19 protein-coding genes are annotated in these 16,596 nt (G+C 38.2%); 9 read left to right on the forward strand and 10 right to left on the reverse strand.

Annotated features, from left to right (window positions below):
- The first annotated feature begins 16 nt into the window (after positions 1-16).
- On the forward strand, positions 17-313 hold the full coding sequence (gene yhbY / locus ATS71_RS10470; RefSeq protein WP_006793908.1) for a ribosome assembly RNA-binding protein YhbY: 297 nt from the start codon (positions 17-19) through the stop codon (positions 311-313).
- A 59-nt stretch (positions 314-372) separates the two neighbouring features.
- On the opposite strand, the gene ATS71_RS10475 is transcribed toward yhbY, so the two are convergent.
- Complete coding sequence (locus ATS71_RS10475) at positions 373-906, reverse strand: SixA phosphatase family protein (protein WP_058404784.1); 534 nt, start codon at positions 904-906, stop codon at positions 373-375.
- Positions 903-2,057: a serine hydrolase domain-containing protein gene (locus ATS71_RS10480; RefSeq protein ID WP_058404785.1), complete on the reverse strand. Its 1,155-nt coding sequence runs from the start codon at positions 2,055-2,057 to the stop codon at positions 903-905. Before ATS71_RS10480 ends, ATS71_RS10475 begins: the two co-directional genes overlap by 4 nt.
- Positions 2,058-2,169: 112 nt before the next feature.
- Here ATS71_RS10480 and ATS71_RS10485 point away from each other — a divergent pair, with 112 nt between their 5' ends.
- From ATS71_RS10485 to ATS71_RS10510, 6 genes are all read left to right on the forward strand, one after another.
- On the forward strand, positions 2,170-2,973 hold the full coding sequence (locus ATS71_RS10485; RefSeq protein WP_058404786.1) for a hypothetical protein: 804 nt from the start codon (positions 2,170-2,172) through the stop codon (positions 2,971-2,973).
- Between the two features lie 91 nt (positions 2,974-3,064).
- Positions 3,065-3,922: a MipA/OmpV family protein gene (locus ATS71_RS10490; protein ID WP_058404787.1), complete on the forward strand. Its 858-nt coding sequence runs from the start codon at positions 3,065-3,067 to the stop codon at positions 3,920-3,922.
- Positions 3,912-4,295: a DUF3019 domain-containing protein gene (locus ATS71_RS10495; RefSeq protein WP_058404788.1), complete on the forward strand. Its 384-nt coding sequence runs from the start codon at positions 3,912-3,914 to the stop codon at positions 4,293-4,295. The genes ATS71_RS10490 and ATS71_RS10495 overlap by 11 nt, the downstream gene beginning before the upstream one ends.
- A 21-nt stretch (positions 4,296-4,316) precedes the next feature.
- Complete coding sequence (locus tag ATS71_RS10500; protein WP_058404789.1) at positions 4,317-5,021, forward strand: response regulator transcription factor; 705 nt, start codon at positions 4,317-4,319, stop codon at positions 5,019-5,021.
- A 19-nt stretch (positions 5,022-5,040) separates the two neighbouring features.
- Entirely contained in the window at positions 5,041-6,324 is a 1,284-nt protein-coding gene (locus ATS71_RS10505) for an ATP-binding protein (RefSeq protein WP_058404790.1), read from the forward strand.
- Positions 6,325-6,537: 213 nt separating this feature from the next.
- Complete coding sequence (locus ATS71_RS10510; protein ID WP_058404791.1) at positions 6,538-7,890, forward strand: sodium-dependent transporter; 1,353 nt, start codon at positions 6,538-6,540, stop codon at positions 7,888-7,890.
- Between the two features lie 56 nt (positions 7,891-7,946).
- On the opposite strand, the gene ATS71_RS10515 is transcribed toward ATS71_RS10510, so the two are convergent.
- Both ATS71_RS10515 and ATS71_RS10520 read right to left on the reverse strand, forming a co-directional pair.
- Complete coding sequence (locus tag ATS71_RS10515; RefSeq protein ID WP_058404792.1) at positions 7,947-8,405, reverse strand: GNAT family N-acetyltransferase; 459 nt, start codon at positions 8,403-8,405, stop codon at positions 7,947-7,949.
- A 103-nt stretch (positions 8,406-8,508) separates the two neighbouring features.
- Entirely contained in the window at positions 8,509-9,252 is a 744-nt protein-coding gene (locus ATS71_RS10520) for a sporulation protein (RefSeq protein WP_058404793.1), read from the reverse strand.
- A 267-nt stretch (positions 9,253-9,519) separates the two neighbouring features.
- Between ATS71_RS10520 and ATS71_RS10525 the strand changes: the two genes are divergently transcribed.
- Together ATS71_RS10525 and ATS71_RS10530 are read left to right on the forward strand one after the other, a co-directional pair.
- A complete protein-coding gene (locus tag ATS71_RS10525) occupies positions 9,520-11,097 on the forward strand; it encodes a cation:proton antiporter family protein (protein WP_058404794.1) in 1,578 nt (525 codons plus the stop codon).
- A 326-nt stretch (positions 11,098-11,423) separates the two neighbouring features.
- A complete protein-coding gene (locus ATS71_RS10530; RefSeq protein WP_006793920.1) occupies positions 11,424-11,639 on the forward strand; it encodes a DUF3820 family protein in 216 nt (71 codons plus the stop codon).
- 104 nt (positions 11,640-11,743) lie between these two features.
- Here the strand turns inward: ATS71_RS10530 and ATS71_RS10535 are convergent, their stop codons facing one another.
- The 6 genes from ATS71_RS10535 to ATS71_RS19025 all read right to left on the reverse strand — a co-directional run.
- Positions 11,744-12,988: an ATP-binding protein gene (locus tag ATS71_RS10535; protein ID WP_058404795.1), complete on the reverse strand. Its 1,245-nt coding sequence runs from the start codon at positions 12,986-12,988 to the stop codon at positions 11,744-11,746.
- Positions 12,989-13,009: 21 nt separating this feature from the next.
- Positions 13,010-13,702 (reverse strand): response regulator, encoded by a 693-nt coding sequence (locus tag ATS71_RS10540; protein ID WP_058404796.1) that lies wholly within the window; start codon positions 13,700-13,702, stop codon positions 13,010-13,012.
- 14 nt (positions 13,703-13,716) lie between these two features.
- Positions 13,717-14,097, reverse strand: a complete 381-nt coding sequence (locus tag ATS71_RS10545) for a DUF3019 domain-containing protein (RefSeq protein ID WP_201020868.1) — start codon at positions 14,095-14,097, stop codon at positions 13,717-13,719.
- Position 14,098: 1 nt separating this feature from the next.
- Positions 14,099-14,845, reverse strand: coding sequence for a MipA/OmpV family protein (locus tag ATS71_RS10550; RefSeq protein ID WP_235591469.1), 747 nt, complete (start codon positions 14,843-14,845; stop codon positions 14,099-14,101).
- Between the two features lie 260 nt (positions 14,846-15,105).
- Positions 15,106-16,152, reverse strand: a complete 1,047-nt coding sequence (locus ATS71_RS10555; protein ID WP_082653618.1) for a GGDEF domain-containing protein — start codon at positions 16,150-16,152, stop codon at positions 15,106-15,108.
- Positions 16,153-16,264: 112 nt separating this feature from the next.
- Positions 16,265-16,596: LysR substrate-binding domain-containing protein (locus tag ATS71_RS19025; RefSeq protein WP_235591466.1), on the reverse strand; the 332-nt coding region annotated here is incomplete at its 5' end.

Genomic DNA, 16,596 nt, shown 5'->3' on the forward strand with positions numbered 1-16,596 from the left:
CAAAATTTGTATAAACATGACATTATCAAATAAACAAAAGCAGTTTTTAAAAGGCGAGGCACATAGCCTCAAGCCTGTAGTTTTACTAGGTTCTAACGGTTTAACCGAAGGCGTAGTGATGGAAATTCAAAGTGCATTAGAAATTCACGAATTAATCAAAGTTAAAGTACCGACTGATGATCGTGAAACTAAAGCGCTTATTTTTGAAGCAATCGTTCGTGAAACAGGTGCAACAAAGCTTCAAACAATTGGCCACACAATTGTGCTTTACCGCCAAAGCCCTGAGAAAAAAATTCAACTGCCGCGTAACTAATATACTTTTTGTATAATTTATCGCACTAAATAAAAAAACCAGCTGATAGCTGGTTTTTTTTATAATTTATTTAAACCTGAATTTTCAAAAGTAAAATTCATTTCTAAGTCTTCAAGCAAATATTTTATTTCTGAACTGTGTTCTTTTTGGCTTAACAAAAAGTAGCGTGAAAACTGCATTTCATTCATGGGCGCTACTTCTTCATTTGAAAGCAACACGGCAAGGTCAGGCGTTGTATTACTATGACCAATCATAGCAACTACCCCTTCCAACAACACTATTTGGTTTTTTAAATCTACCAAATCTCTAGCATTGTAAATTTGTATTTGTGAATCAAAATGCGCAGCAAGAGGTGCTGCTGTTTGTAAGGTGCGTTTATAGTTACTACTAAATACATGAACCCTATCGTATTGTTTAAATAATGAAACTAAATGCTGAGCCCGCTTATTGCCTTGTTGTGTGAGCTCCGGGTCTTTTCCCGCTAATTTTTCACTATGGCGAAAAAGGTATATTTTTTCTGGAGCCGAAAATACATAGTGGCTTTTAAATAAAACTGCACATAATAAAATAAAAACACCCTGTTTTATTTTCATACCTTCTGCTCACGTTTGTACTTTAATAACCGATTAATAAACTCGGTTGTTAATTCATTAATTAACCCAGTTTCAGCGTTTAACACCAAGCTAAAGCCAATATTTAAATGGGGAAATACCACTAAGTCGCTTCTGTATCCTTGTACCCAGCCACTGTGGTAATACAAGGTTTCATTGTCGTAATTGTATACTCGCCAACCTAAACCGTAATAAGCTTCGTTAAGTTGTTTTTTCCATACCCTGCGGTACATTTCTTTTTTCGTGCGTGTGTATGGCCGAGTTTGTTTAGACAATGCATCAAGTGATAACACTTCAGGGTAGTGACCTAATTGCGCCTTTAACCAAATAGCCATATCGCTTGCACTGGCGTTAACCCCCGCAGCAGGCCCAACTTTGTAATAGTTTTTCTTAAGCTTTGCGGTGTACCACCGTTTTTTTCCACGTACGTGCGGTAGTGCATAATTGTTATCAGCTACCATGGCTTCAAAACCCAAGCTGGCATCAATCATTTTGAGTGGCTGAAAAATACCTTCATTTAGCCATTGTGAATAATCTTTATTGGTACTTTTTAAAATAACATCATCAATTAAGCTAAACATGACATTCTGATAACCGTAACATATCCCAGGCTCGCAAATAGGTTTAACTGTCACCAGCTTTTGAACTATATCGGGATAGTCCATCCGCGATTCAATTAAGTTGTCGTACGCATTTGGCACCAAGCCGCTAGAGTGACTCAATAAGTGATAAACTTTTAAATCCTCTTCGTATACTGTGCCTTTAAAATCAGGTAGGTAATCACTGACGTAGTTATCTAATTTTATGAGCCCATCACTAGATAATTTTGCAGCTAGCGAACCTGCAAATGTTTTGGATACTGACGCCAATCTAAAACGAGTATGAACATTAACCTTTTGACCATTTCGGGCTTTAGTGCGCCCAACTCCATGGATGTAATCACTGTTGCCTAAATTAACTATGGAGAGTGCGGCACCAGGTATGCCCTTACTCGCGAGTTTTTTTTCTGCGTAACGGCCATATTTTTTTACAAAACTATCCCAATTTGGGTCTTGCTGCGCTGCAAAACTAACGGTTGCATACACATAACACACTGCAGCTAAGCAATACTTTAAAAGTGGTAAGCGCTTCATTTTTTAATACTTTGTCTTTTTAACTGCGTCTATATGCATAATATCATGAACTTTTCTTTGGACTAACGTACAATACAAAAATTATTGTACTTTTTGTGGGTGTTAAGTATTTATGCGTTTTTTAGTTGTATTACTTTTTGTTTTATTATCATCAGGTTGTGCCATTACCAAACAACCAGCAGAGCCTTTGGCTATGCCGCTAAAGCCAGCACTAAAAACTCAAACATATCAGCTCAAATACCAAACTGAGCATGCTTCACCAAAAGTAAAGTCGGTGCAATTACCTGCGCACAAAGTTTTACAAAATCAAACGGTAAAAATAATTACCGATAAAGCAAGCGTAACCGATACACTGCTTTCACAAATAAGCCAAGCTCTTAACGATAAACAACTTAAAGTCACAAGTAAAAATAACAGTGATTACACGCTTACCATTCAAAAGCTCGACTTAACATTTAAAGAAAACACACAGTACTCACTTGTCACACCAGAAAAAAAATCCCCTCTGTTTAACAGTATTGCAAATCAATACCCAACGCAGCAATGTGCATCTATATTTGCAGAGGTTAACATGCGTTTAACGCACAAAGCTTCTGGTGATGTAGTGTGGTTTGCCACGTCGTCTATAGACAGCGCCAGCTTTCACCGAGAGCCGCTAATTTATAGCTTAAGTGAAGAGCAAAGAATTACAAACGAGTTAGAAGTTGTTGCGTTTATCCACCAGCAAAACACCGAAGAAGCGCGTATGGCGAGAGTGGGTAAAGAAGTGAAAATCCCTGAATATCAAATGCTCTCTAAATTATCTAGCCTAAGCAAATTAAGTGGTCCGTGTAACCGCACAGAAGTGAGTGCGCTTACACCTATGATGCAATTTTACTTAAGCAGTATCCTAATAGATAAGATTAAAGTTCAGTAAAATTAACATTTACTACATTTTTTTACAGATTAAGGGTACACCTTAACAATATACTACACACTATAACATCAAATAATCAGGCTCAATGTGGATGAAACATACCTTACTTAACCATACTACTTTTTGTATTGTCTTGTTTATTTTGAGCCTTATATCGACCTCAACCCAAGCAAGTAATCGCTACTATGCAGATAACACCCTTGAGCCAACTCAAGGCTTTGCATGGGATTGGAGTGCAGGTGCAAGCTACTTTGTAGAAGATACTTACCTAATTGGCACCAATGCCTACGACACCGATTTAGAGCTCGATTTAAGCCTTGCTGTCTCCTACGATCGATTTTATCTCGACTTTGACCATAACCAACTCAGCGGTGGGCTTGTTATCGGTTACAGTATTATTGATAAGTATGATTGGGGCTTGGATATACTGGGCACAAATACGCAAGCTGGCTTTGACGAAAAAGGCCTTGGTTTTTATAACAATGGTGTTATAGCAGAACTTGATGGCATAAAGTCTCGTCGCTATGACTTTGGTGTAGGCCTGAGGCTTACACGCCGATTCGAAAATTCTCAAATTTCATTTGAATACCTTCATGATATTTCTGGCGCTCACAACAGCTGGGTTATTAATACCTTTTTTAGCCAAATTTTACCCTGGCGAAACTGGGAATTTAGATCCGGTGTTGGCGTAAGTGCATACTCAGCTGACTTTACAAATTATTATTTTGGCATTGACCAAGAAGAAGTAGCCGAAAACCGACCCTTTTATGATGCACATGCAAGTACCAGCTTAATATTTGAATTTCATGCAGAATACCCAATAAGCCAAGATTGGGTCTTTTTAGCAGGGTTTCTCTCTACCTGGTTCTCAGCTGAAATCGACGACAGCCCAATTATTTCTCAAGGGTATCAACATAAAGCCAAGGTAGGCCTCCGTTATGTTTTTTAGATGGCTCTGTTTACTAATAATTTTTCCTGCATCAACGTTTGCACAATCGGACGGCGGACAAGATAATTTAACCGCTGTTCCTGATACCTGTGTGGCTCTTCGTGAGGGGCGTGACTGTTACGCTGATGTAGTCATTACTTGGCGCCAACCAATTATTGGTAACTACTGCTTACGCGATGCTACATCTAAATACATTATGCAATGCTGGCTAAAACAGCAGCAAGGCACATTAAATTACGCGTTTGACTCTAAACAAAGTATCGCTTTTGAATTATTTGATAGTAATACATCGCAAATAATTGGCACTGCAGAAGTGAAACTTCAGTGGGTTTATCAAAACAGACAAAAAAAACGTCGCTGGCGATTATTTTAACCACTGTATTAAGGATAATTTATGGATAACTACGGCACTATTTTATTAGTAGAAGACGATATATCATTGGCTCAATGGGTAGCCGAATACCTCACTGAACAAGGCTACACTACGCATGTTTGTCACCGAGGCGATGAAGTTGTCAGTAAAGTAAAAACCTTAAACCCAAACATTGTATTGCTCGACATTATGTTACCAGGTCAAGATGGCATTAGTGTATGTAGAGAACTTCGTAGCTTTTACAATGCGCCAATCATTATGTTGACCGCTCGAAACGAGGAAATGGATGAAGTTATAGGTTTAGAGGTCGGTGCAAGCGATTATATAATGAAACCTGTTCGCCCTCGCGCTTTACTCGCTCGTATAAAAGCTGCACTTCGTCAAAGTAATGAACCCAATAAATCGGCAATAGTAGAAAGCACAATTTCGGTCGGTTCGCTTAATATTAATACCGAATCAAGAAACGTAAAATTCAACGACCAAGATGTAAATATTTCCAGTGCGGAATATTTACTCCTGCATTATTTGGCAAGTAATGCAGGCCAAGTTGTATCACGTGACGCTGTTTTTAAAGCAACTAAAGGACGAGAATACGACGGACTTGATAGAAGTGTTGATGTGCTTATCTCTGCACTTAGAAAAAAATTTAACGACGATCCACAAAACCCTGAAAAAATTAAAACAATTTGGGGCCGTGGGTACTTGCTTGTCTCTACCGCATGGTAACTTACAGCTGTATGTTTAAATGAAAAAGTTTTACATATCACTGCTTGGCAGCGCGCTTTTATCTATAGTGGTTTTAGGCTGGCTAATAGACGCCTTTAGCCAGCAAGCACATACCCCACAAGACGAGTTTAGTGTGCAAAGTAAAATGATGATGGGGTTTAGTAAGCAACTGGCAAATGTTCCCACTTCCGAGCGTGGCGCATATGTTAAACAGTTAGCTAAAGAATTTGAGCTATCAATAGATTACAAACCAAACGAATCGCTTGCCTTACCCCCTTCGTTATTGCTTCAAATGCATGCTGTTGGTGGGTTGATTTTAGAAGATCAGCAAGGCTTTTATATGCTGTATAGCAATCAAGCACTAAACCCCTTTCATATTTCTATGCGACTTAAAAAGAGCGCAGAAGCCGACAAACGAAACGATATATTCTTAACTTTGCTTTTTTATGCTGGGTTATGCATTTTAATGGGGTTCATTATTGCGCCACTAGCAAAGCGACTAAGCGTACTAAATGAGGCTGCTAAACAGTTTGCTTCGGGTAATACACAAGCCAGAATTAAAGCATCTCATTTTACTTATATAAGGGACGTAGAGTTAACGTTTAACCGAATGGCGAGTCAAATTGAAAAGCTTGTTGCTGAAAATAAACTAATGGCGTCAAGTTTATCGCATGATATACGCACTCCTATTGCCTGTCTTCGCTTTGGTTTAGATGCCGCCATAGATACCCATGATGAGAAAAAAATAAAAGCCTATTTAGAGCGCATGGAAAACGATTTAGATCATATGGAATCTATGCTTAAAAGCTATTTAGCGTTTGCAACACTTGAACAAAACGCAAATAAATTGACGTACTCTTCAACAAATATCAAGCATTACCTAGAAGATATTTTAGTTCAGCTTGCGCCAAAGTTAGAATCACAAATGTTAAGTGTTGACCTTAATTGCTCAAGTGACATCATTGTGGCCGATCTTCATTGGCTAGCTCGTGCAATTACAAATCTGCTTACCAACGCTTGCGATTTTGCCGAGCAATATATTTATTTAAGCGCAAAGGTTCACGAGCACCAACTTATAATAACAGTTGAAGACGACGGCCCTGGAATTGCTCAAGAAAACTTTAAAAACGTATTTAGCCCCTTTTTTAGAGAAGAAGAACACCGAAACCGCGCAGATAAAAGCTATGGCCTTGGCTTAGCTATTGTTGAAAAAGTAGCAGATTGGCATAACGGCACTATTACTGTTAGCAAAAGTAAACACTTAGGCGGTGCCTGCTTTACCCTTAATATTACCCAACAGTAAAAATCGTAAAGTATAAATTACGCAGTGTAATTAACATTTTTAAAACAAAATCAACCTATTAATTTTAATTGCCTAGTAACATTGACTTAAAACAGCGTATTAATCATGCCGCTGGAAAACTAAATTGTGTGGGATCAGCAAATAAGCACTTTTTATTTTTTTACATTTCCAGTAGATTGTCAGCGCCGTTAAAAAACAGAGAAGTATAATAATATGAGCGCAGTTAGAGGCGAGTTTAGTTCTCGCTTTGGATTTATTATGGCCGCCGCCGGTTCTGCCGTAGGTTTGGGCAATATATGGGGCTTTCCCACACAAACAGCCAGTAATGGCGGTGCCGCATTTTTGGTTGCCTATTTAGTGTTAGCTTTCTTTTTGGCTTATCCTGCGCTAATGGCCGAATTAATGATTGGTCGACACGGCCAAGCCAACGCCGTGGTTTCTTTAACTAAAGTGTCCAATAAACCTTGGCAAAAACACTTTGCATTTATTGTCGGCTTTGGGGGTATTTTATGTGCCGGCTTTATACTTAGTTTTTATGCTATTGTTGCCGGCTGGATGCTCAGTGCAACAGCCCAACCTATTGCTACCTTGGCTGGAGCAGACGCTGCATCTTTGTGGCTAAGCGAACAATCACTCACTCGCAACATTATTTTTACTCTTGTTTTTATTGTTTTAACGATAGCAATCATTAGCCGTGGCGTTGAAAACGGTATCGAAAAATGGTCAAAGCGCTTGATGCCGGCTTTATTGGGCATTTTATTTTTATTAATTGCTTATGTGATGACACAAGAGGGTGCAATGGAAGGTTTAAAAGCCTACTTGCTACCTGACTTTTCATCTATTTTTGACACCCAGTTAATTGTTAGCGCCTTAGGCCAAGCCTTTTTCTCATTATCACTTGGTACAAGCGTAATGATCATATACGGCTCGTATATTAGTAAAAAAGAAAACCTAGTGTCTCTAGGTGCATACGTAACATTAATTGATGTGTTTATCGCGTTTGTTGCTGGTTTACTTATTATTCCAGCTATGTATGTAGCTCAAGCTCAGGGCGTTGAGATATTTTCAGCCAGCGGCAAGTTACTCTCAGAAGATACTTTGGTATTTCAGGTACTTCCCGCTTTATTTGATGGCATGGGCAGTGTAGGTTTATTTGTTGGCTTTGCATTTTTTGCCCTGATGAGCATAGCAGCGCTAACGTCCTCTATTTCAATGCTAGAAGCCCCTGTATCTTACACCGTTGAACGTTTTGCGATGAAGCGAATTCAAGCTACATGGTTAATCGGCGTCTTAATAGCCGTCGTTAGTATTACGATTGTATGTAACCTAGGCACCTTATTTGGCTTAGTAATTACTTTAACAACAAAAGTTGCACAGCCTTTACTTGGCTTAATGTGTTGTATTTTTGTAGGTTGGATTTGGTACAGAAACTCATTATTACAAGCTATTCAAGAAGGTAATCCAGAAGTACACAACACCTTATTTTGGAAAGTATGGCCTTGGTACACCAAATTTGTTTGCCCTATTGTTATAGGCGCCGTGTTCGTGCATTCAATATTAAGCTAACAACACACTATAAAAAAGCCCACTTTTTGTGGGCTTTTTTATAGTGACTCACAACATTACGTTTTGAGCTTTTCAATTGTTAGCAGCATATCTTGGTGAGGTATACCGTCTTCTAAGTAGGCCTCCCCTATACACTTAAAACCAAATGAACGATAAAAATCTAACAAGTAGGTTTGCGCACCTATCACTATATCGCGTTCGGGCCAGTGCAATGTACAACACGCTATTGCCTTTTGAACCAGCTTACTCGCAATCCCCTTACCTCGGTGCTGCTCATCAACTAAAACACGCCCAATTGCACTGTACTGGTCATTTTTCTCATAGCAACGTGCATAGCTCATTAACTGCATATTATCCAAGGTATAGATATGCTGAGTTGTTTTAAAAATATCAACATCGTCTAACTCAGGGTAAGGGCAATTTTGTTCTACAACAAATACGTCTACACGCCCCCTCATAATTGCAAACAAAGTATGGGGGTTCAGGTTTTCAAATGGTTCACAGTTAAAATGCATGGCAATCCTTAAACAAAAACCCAGCTGAAGCTGGGTTTGATATCGCTATAATACTAAAATGAACAATAAAAATTATATTCACCGCTTAACGCTATGCTAAGCGTTAAGCAAATAAACGCTCTAACTGATCACATAGCTGAGACAGATTCACATGGTCATGTTCAATGGTTACATCAATATATCCATCGCCTCTAAATGCACGGTCAAGCTCAATTAAAACGTGAGTTTTATGTGCTTCTGGCACAAATGACAACTCAATTTCTTGAATCCCAAATAAGCTTCTGCTGTTAGGTTTATATTCAAGCTCTTGATAACACCCAGAAACAGACGCAAATGTAGAGGCACGTAAAAAACCTTTTTCAACATCGGCTTTAGATAAACTAAAACCTAATTTATCCATTGCCTGCATGCACGTTTTAACGGCTTCATTTGGGTAAATATGAAGATGATCTTTGTCTGTTGGATCTAATGCTAAATCAATGTCCAGCCCAGTTTCTAACCAAACATGAGACTGATTGTAACCCGCATTAATTTCAGTGATCGGTGTTTCTGAATGCAGACGCGCTTCAAAAGGTATGCTTTTTACGTCTCCTGGCTCCAACTTACCTATATCTGTAATTCGCCATTGATCAATCACATGGTTGGTAAAATAATCACCGTCATCACCAGCCACTTTTACGCGGGTCATTAGCAATAAATCTAAGCCTGCAATTTCTTGGCTAACGTCACCTGCTGTAATAACAATATTAGCGTTAAAAAGCTGTCCTGGTTGTAGATGTTCAGTTTCTAAAATAGTATCCACTTTTGCTGCACCAATACCAACCGATGCTAAAATCTTTTTAAACATATAATTCTCCTTAAGCTGAGCCGCTCTTAAATATGCCCTAACTTAAATGTTTTCGTTATCTCATCTTAACCATAATTAAAAGCCGTTGTCAGTTTAAAAGTAGGATTTAAATGCTTTTAAAGGTTAAATATGCATAATTTGTGCGTTTATTATCCAAACAAAGTCCTAAAAGCGACTAAATAAACAAAGCTCAAGTGGTATATTTAATTTTCATTAATCGTTGTTTTTAGCTACACTGCAATACCAAATGATGTAATTTTAAGTATTATGGAACTAATTTACTTTGCTACCGCATTTGTGTGTGGTTTTGCCGTTTATCAATTAAAACTCCCCCCACTTATTGGCTTTTTGCTGGCTGGCTTTGCGCTAAACCTCGCAGGTTACAAAAGCACAGATCTACTTGATACAATTGCCGCATTGGGCGTTACTTTATTGCTGTTCAGTATTGGCTTAAAACTTAAAGTAAAAAGCTTAATAAAACCCCAAGTGTGGGCACCCGCTACCCTTCATATTATTTTTAGCAGCGCTATTTTTAGCGGTTTTATGTTGTTATTAGGTATTTTTGCTCTGCCTCTTTTTGTTGATTTAAGTTGGCAGAGTGCCTTATTGGTCGGCTTTGCTCTTAGCTTTTCAAGCACAGTATTTGCTGTAAAAGTACTTGAAGAGCGCGGTGAAATGGCAAGCCTACACGGTAAAATCGCTATTGGTATACTTGTAATGCAAGATATTTTTGCGGTTATATTTTTAGCAATTAGTACAGGTAAAGTACCCAACATTTGGGCATTAGCTATCATTATTGCCCTGCCTTTAATACGCCCTATTATGTATTTTATGCTTAACCGCTCTAAACATGGTGAACTACTTCCCTTGTTTGGCTTCTTTTTTGCGCTTGTTGCTGGTTATAACGCATTTGAATTTGCAGGTCTCAAAGGTGATTTGGGTGCGCTAATCATAGGCATGATGTTTGCGCCACATAAAAAAGCGGGCGAGTTATCAAAGTCATTACTCAACTTAAAAGATATTTTACTTGTTGGTTTTTTCTTAAGCATTGGTTTAAATGCTCAGCTAACCCTTGATTCGCTCTTTATTGCCATTGTGCTTATTTTTGTACTCCCTATTAAAGTGATTCTTTATTATGTATTTACCAATGCGTTTAAATTGCGTGCACGTACATCGCTACTTACCGCATTTACCTTATCTAACTACAGTGAATTTGGCTTGATTGTGTGCGCCGTTGCAGCTTCAACAGGTATTATTACACCTGAATGGCTAGCCGTTATGGCTATTGCGGTATCTATTACCTTTGTTATTGCCTCACCACTTAACAAACGCTCTAATGAGCTATATGTAAAAATAGAAAGCTGGTTAGTCAAGTTTGAAAGCAAAACACGCCTAGCCGAAGAATTACCAGTAAACCTTAATGATACAAAAATTGTTATTTTTGGCATGGGCCGTATTGGCACCGGTGCATATGAAACAATTAATATGACTCACCCAAATTTAGTAGCAGGTATTGATATTAAACCCGAAGTTGTCGATAAACATATAAGTAGAGGCCGTAAAGTACTGATTGCAGACGCTACCGACCCTGATTTTTGGCAACGTGTAAACCACTCTCACGTTGAAATGGTTATGTTAGCTATGCCGAAGCACATGCAAAATATTTTTGCATTAGAGCAGCTTCAAGCGTCAGGCTACACAGGGCAAGTTACTGCAATTGCAAACTACCCAGACCAACAAAAAGAACTTGAAAATATGGGAGTTCATTCAACCTATAACTTTTACTTAGAAGCAGGAAGTGGTTTTGCTGAACACGTAAAACAAGAATTGTTTGGTGAAAAGTAGTATTTAATGTGTATAAAGGCAAAAAAACAATTTTTTTATTAGTAAATAAATAAAAAGCAATTGTATTTACATTCCTTTACAAGTGCATACACCACACCTGCAAAAAACAGGTAAACTGTCTTCGTTGGTTAAATATAACCCATGTTAAATACAATCTAGTTAGACTCCAGCTAACAAAAATTGTGTCGGGCGGTTACACCAACAAAAATTCTTAAATCAGAGGGCCTACTCCCTCACTCAATAGGCTGTTTCTTGCCCGTCACAGCCTATTTTATCTCTCTAAAATACCTTACACTCAAATCATTATTACACCACTAAGTAAACCTATGGATCCGGAACAATTAAAAATTGCCATAAACACTAAAATGCCATTTGGAAAATACTCAGGCCGCCCATTATTATTACTTCCAGAGCCCTACTTAGTCTGGTTTAAGCAGCAAGGCTTTCCAGATTCAAAACTTGGCAGCCAATTAGCTATGATGTATGAGGTCAAATTAAATGGCTTGGAGCAAATGTTAATGCCGCTGCTAGAAAAAAAATAAAATTATCCGAAACTATTTTATATATTCACGGTCTATTTAATTGCTACTTGTTGATTTTGGTTTTAACCACAAAAAAGCGCCTTTTGGCGCTTTTTTCATATCTTTTAGTTTTGCTCCAGGGGTAAGCTAATGATGAACTTTGCCCCACCTAAAGACGAGTACTCAATACGATAACTTCCCTGATGCCAAGCAATAATTTTAGCGACTATGGCTAACCCGAGGCCAAATCCACCTGTTTTTTTGTCTCTACTTTTATCGAGCCGTGTAAAAGGCTTAAATACGTTTTCTCGCTCTATTTCAGCAATGCCTCGGCCATCATCTTCAATTACAAACTGTATTTCGTTATGCTGCGTAATGAGTGATATTTTAACCTGGCTGTTGGCGTATTTAATTGCATTACCAATTAAGTTTTGAAAAGCACGCGCCATAAAATGCGGGTCACATTGGTAAATTAAGCTACTTGGCAATACTTCATACAAATTAATTTTCTTGTCAAAATTAAGCTTTTCAACGCTTACTCTTACTAACTCAACCAAATCACTAGGGAGAGGCTGCAAGCTAGGTTGCTGAGAGTCTAGTTTTGCGTAATCGAGCATTTCTGAAACTAGGCTTTCAAGTTCACTAATGTCGCTGTTCATTTTTGCAATGTAGACTTCACTTTTTTCATCTAACAAACGCTCTTTGAGTATTGCCGTTGCAAACTTTAGGCGAGCTAAGGGGGTTCTAAATTCATGAGAAACCGACGAAGTCAGCTCTTGTTGAGCGGTTAATAAAAAGCCAATGCGTTGCTGCATTAAATTGAGTGTTTCAGTAATTGGTAAAAAAAATGATTTAGAGGAGTCAGAAAGTTGAAAGTCTTGAGCACCTTCAACCGCTTCGCATGCATTGCGTAATTTCGAAAAGTCACGCCAAAGTAAAAAGCTCCATAAGCCTACGGGAATACCCACAATAGTTAGCAATAATACGTATGGCCATACCGAAGTCGATACAGGGGTATCTAGCCCTATAGGCCCTACTTGCAAAAGCTCACTGTCATTAAGCGTTATGTACCAAATAATACGCTGCTGTTTATCATATAAATATAAGTAGTGATGACTATTTAACTGAACCAGCTGTTCTTGAGGTAGCACTAAATCAGCACGACTAATAACAAGGCTTTTGTAGTGTTCCTTTAATTTTGCTAATCCATTAGGTGTTTGCGAAAGCAGCCAAAGCGACTGCCCAAACTCGTCATCGAGAAAGACGTGCTGCTGCGATTCATCATATGGCCATAATTGTTCTATAACGCCGCTAACAACGAACAATGAAACCACAATATAAATATATAAACTTGCAAACAGCTTTCCCATTAATGCCTATTAACCTTGTGTTTAAAGATCCCACGCATCAGAAACAAATAAGTAGCCTTGCCCCCATACTGTTTTTATTCTAAATGGTTTGTCGCTGTTGTCACCTAGCTTTTTTCGAATACGCGACACACGAACGTCTACGGTGCGGTCAAGCCCATCATATTGGCGACCGATCATATGTTGGTGCACATGCTCTCTACTAAGCACTTGACCTGCATTTGAGGCTAATAACCAAAGTAATTCAAACTCATGCGACGTTAGCACTATTTCTTTGTCAGAAAGTTGCACTATACGGCTAGTCTTATCAATAATTAAATCACCAAACTGTAACTCTTCACTCGCTTTTGTCACTGTTTGACCACGGCGTAGTAGTGCATTGACTCTTGCGAGTAAAACACGAGGTTCAGCGGGTTTAATAACATAATCATCTGCGCCCAGTTCTAAACCCAATACTTGGTCAAAGTCTTCGCTTTTAGCTGTTAACATTAAAATTGGTAGAGAAAACTTATCGCGCACTTGACGACACACGCTAAATCCATCTTTTCCCGGTAACATAACATCTAGTATCATTAAATCGACGTGATTATTTTCTAAATAACTAAATACTTCATCACCACGTTCTAAAGCTGCGACTTCTAATCCATTATGTTCAAGGTAATCTTTTGTGAGTTGTTGTAAACCAAGATCATCTTCAACAAGTAGAATTTTTGGCATTGATTGCTCCTAAATTAAAAAAAGCTCCATGGTGAACGAAGCCGACGCCTACTTTTTTTTACATGAGTACTTTGTACTTCAACCTGTGTTTTAGCTAATAACACACCCGATTTTGAATTGATTAAGGAGTATATGGTTTCGACCTGAACACGCGCTTTATAATTAAACTCTCCTGCGCGCTGTTGTTGCCAACAATGTATCTTTTTACTCTGTTCATATATACACACATCACCTACCACATCGCCCTGCCATTCAAACGTTAAATCAAGATCGCAAAAGTCCTGAACGTGAGAAATAACACATACTTTAGGTGACACAGTAAAAGACGCAGCATGCACACGGCTATAAGGCATAAGCAGTGGTGCTAAAAATAAAATGACCATTAAATATTTCATATTAAAAAGTGCGTTCTAATCCTAAAAATGCAGTCATTGAATAATCACGCTCTAAAAGTGGGCTGTCATCTATAGCTGAATAGTCATAATAAGCTAAATGAAAACGAACAGAATAGTCATCGCTTAAGGGGAATTTGGCATCAATTTTTGCATAGGGTTGCCAACTGCTACCAACCTCTACCTCGCCCAATAAAGTTTCGCCGTCTTTAAGGCCATAGTAATAGGTATTTAGTTCCGCAGATTTATAATTTAAACCAAACGATGGCTTAATATTTATAGGTCCTAGTTGAGTATGGTATTGCCACTGTAATGCACCGCGAACACCGTTATACACATTTGTCACATCATGTAGTACCTGTACAGAAAATACATGGTGATCATTCACGTAATGATATGCAAGTCCTGCATCTAAGGCTACATGACGTTTATGCAGGTCATTTAAATTAATATTTTTTACTGAAGAGGCCTCTGCTGCCTGCAAATAAAACGGGCTATCTGAACTACTACCTTGCAGTGTAAACACATTATTAGGATGCCAATCTATAAAAAAGCGAGACTCAGTATTGAGCTCGCTAATAATGTTTAAATGGTGCTTAGAAGTTTGCAAAAAAGAATAGCCTAAGCGGCCATTGTCAAAAAACCACTCTTCAGCATAAAACGCTATTTGAGGAATAACGACTAAAGGAACATTGTCGCCACCACGCAAAGGATTAGTGATAACACCCACACCAGCGTTAATACTAAACATTAGCTGGTGAGATTGAACATGCTGCTCTGAGTATTCTTGTTCCGCGTACGTATTTTGCTTGGCATTTAACGTAAAACAAGTGAACAATAAATTTAAACTAAGAATGGTGAGTAGAAAAAAATTAAACCGCATCAGCGTAAATCAGAGCACAAGGTTATTTATTTACGCATGGTAACAAGGTTACCTAAAACTATCTGCAGCTGATTACAATCATTCACACTTTTTATACACAATGTAAAAGTTTAAACCCCTTATAATGATTATATATCAGGGGCTATTTCAACTCGGTTGCGTCCATGTGTTTTAGCAATATAAAGGGCTCTATCGGCACGCTCAACCAACACAGAGCTTTTTGTAAATGGGCGTAGCATAGCTAATCCAAAGCTGGCCGATATAGCACGCTTGTTATTTACATCTTGTTTTTTACGGATAGCCAGTTTCGCAATTTCTAGTCGAATACACTCTGCAAAAGCAACTAAGTCATTTATGGTGTCAAAATAGGCGGTAATACAAAACTCTTCTCCGCCGTAGCGATAAACTTTCGCGTTTTCAGTTAAATTTTCTTTTACTTTTTTTGCCACTAGCTTAATGACTTCATCGCCTTTTTGGTGGCCAAAATCGTCGTTAAATCGCTTAAAGTGATCAATATCAAACATAATAAGTGCAGCAAGTGAACTTTCAGTTGTTTGCTCTGAATATTCACGACAAAAATCAGTTATATCAGAGTCAAATTTACCTCTGTTATAAAAACCGGTTAGTGGATCTGTGTCGGCAGCTTCTTTAGAAAGGTTAAGCGCTTCTTTTAAATCTTTAATTTCGTTATATGCAACCGATAGCTTTGTTTGAAACTCGCGGGCTGAGTCTTGCATAGCAATAGACTCATCGGTCAAGCGCTCTACACAACCAAGAATATCGTTAAAAGAGTTAGTATCTATCAGGCTGTTAATTTCGTTTTGTGAGTCAATAAGTGAAGTGCTAAAGCTTTTAGAATGACCCAGTGTAATACTTATATCTTGCTGAATGTTTTCAACCGTATTATGAAACTTATCCGACATTTCTTGAAAAAGAGCTAAATCTTCATCACTTAAATGCTTATCGAATATTTCTTTTGCTTTACTTTGAGTACATGTTTGGTGCTCTGAAATAACTTGATCTAATTCAATGTTTAAAGACGGTTTATTACCCTGAAAATAGCAATACCAAATAGCATAATTAATAGGTGTTACCGGCATACGGTACTTCACCATCATAGGTACTGCTTTTTTTAAATACTGAGCGGAATGAGAAAGTGATACAGCATTATTCATAAAGAACTCTCAAGCGTCATTTTTATTATTAGCATTCAATGTTAAGTAATAGTAAACCTTTACGCAAGCCATAATAATACTATTTTATGAACTTATTTAACGGTAGATAAATCTAAATCGCTTTTGCGTCTAAAGTTTGTGCAATATTCCATAAAGCACTAATAGCGGGGTCGTTGAGCTCTTTTCTTAAAACCGCCAAGCCAATATCAAAGCCTTCTGGGGCCTGCATTTTTGGTGTAAGTATCTGTACTTTATCTATAAGAGGGCTGTTATCTAATACTATTTTAGGAACCATTGCGACCCCAAATCCCAGACTAACCATAGACACCATTGCCTCATGCCCCGCCACTTGTGCATAAATTTTCCCGTGAATATTGTTTTTTCGCCACCACATCTCTAAGCGTTGGCGAGAAAACCCCTGCTCAGGCACAATAAACTCCAGAT

This window comes from Pseudoalteromonas sp. H71, from assembly GCF_001468485.1.
In the GTDB taxonomy this organism is placed as follows: domain Bacteria; phylum Pseudomonadota; class Gammaproteobacteria; order Enterobacterales; family Alteromonadaceae; genus Pseudoalteromonas.